The following is a 1,382-nucleotide window of genomic DNA, read 5'->3' as shown; positions in this document are numbered from 1 at the left end:
GGCTGTGTGAGTGGCCCGGACCATGTTCCCCCGGAGATGCCGCTTCCGGCGAAGTTCAGCGAGGGCGGCGCCAAGGACATCGGCGACGTGTCGACGGCGGCCTGGTGGACGGCCTATCGTGACACGAAGCTGAACGGCCTGGTGGTCCAGGGGCTGAATGAGAACCTGTCGGTGCAGCAGGCGCTGGAGCGCATCAATGCGGCAGCCGGCGGCGTCACCGTGGCCGGAGCCGGCTCGTTGCCGAGCCTGTTGGTTGGCGCCAGCCACACCACCAGCGGCACGATGGGCGAACGCCGCACCTCGATTGGCGCCACCAACACCAGCGCCGGCGAAGCCAACGTCTCCTGGCTGCTCGACCTGTTCGGCCAGTACCGCCGCTCGAAGGAAAGCGCCCAGGCAACGCTCGATGCTGCCTATTCCAGCGCCGACGTCGCCAAGCTCACCTATCTGCAGGATCTGGTGAACTCCTACATCGACCTGCGCTTCTTCCAGGAGCGCCTGGCGCTGTCGCGCGCCAACCTGAAGTCGCGCCAGGAAACCTACGAGCTGACCCAGTTCCAGCTCGAAGCCGGTGCCGCCTCGCGCCTCGACGTCGTCCAGGCCGAAGGTCTGGTGCAGTCGACGCAGGCCGAAATCCCCGGCCTCGAGACCAACATCCGCGTTGCCGCCCACCACATCGCCACGCTGCTTGGCCAGCCGGCCGGCTCGCTGCTCGGCGAGCTGTTGAAGGGCGCGCCGCAGCCGATCTTCCGCGGCGGCATCGCCTCCGGCATCCCGGCCGACCTGATCCGCAACCGGCCCGACATTCGCGTCGCCGAGCGCAATCTGGCCGCCGCCACCGCCAATATCGGCGTCGCCATCGCGCAGCTCTATCCGACGATCACCCTGTCGGGCTCGATCTCGCCGACCTATGTCAAGCCGGCCGGCTTCTCCGGCGGTAGCCTGACCACCTGGTCGTTCGGCCCGACCCTGACGCTGCCGATCTTCGACGGCGGCCGCCTGCGCGCCAATGTCGACATCGCCAAGTCGGATGCCAAGACGCAGTATCTCGCCTGGAAGTCAACGGTGCTGGATGCCGTCGAAGAGGTGGAGAACGCGCTGTCGGCGGTGCGCCGCGACGCCCAGACGGTGGAAGCGCTGCGCGCCCAGGTGAAGACGACGCAGGAAACCCTGGAACTGTCGACCGCCAGCTACAAGGACGGCGCTTCCTCGCTGCTCGACGTGCTCGATGCGCAGCGCCAGGTGTCGCTGGCCCAGGCAAGTCTGGCCGCCGCCATCCAGCAGATGGCCAAGGACTATGTCTCCCTCAACGTCGCCATCGGCGGCGGCTACAATCCCGGCGCACCCAAAACCACCACGCCGCCAAAGGCAAGCTGAGCGAC

General features: G+C 67.7%; 1 protein-coding gene. It reads left to right on the top strand.

Annotation, left to right across the window (positions count from 1 at the left end; genetic code table 11):
- Positions 1–1,377, top strand: a 1,377-nt coding sequence (locus K9B32_RS28790) for an efflux transporter outer membrane subunit (RefSeq protein WP_224568781.1), incomplete at its 5' end; no start/stop codon positions are given.
- Positions 1,378–1,382 lie beyond the last annotated feature (5 nt).

Origin of the sequence: Rhizobium sp. 3T7, from assembly GCF_020166565.1 — a bacterium.
Classification (GTDB): domain Bacteria; phylum Pseudomonadota; class Alphaproteobacteria; order Rhizobiales; family Rhizobiaceae; genus Rhizobium.
The sequence above is the reverse complement of the archived record's forward strand: the minus strand, read 5'-3'. Positions and strand labels throughout refer to the sequence as shown.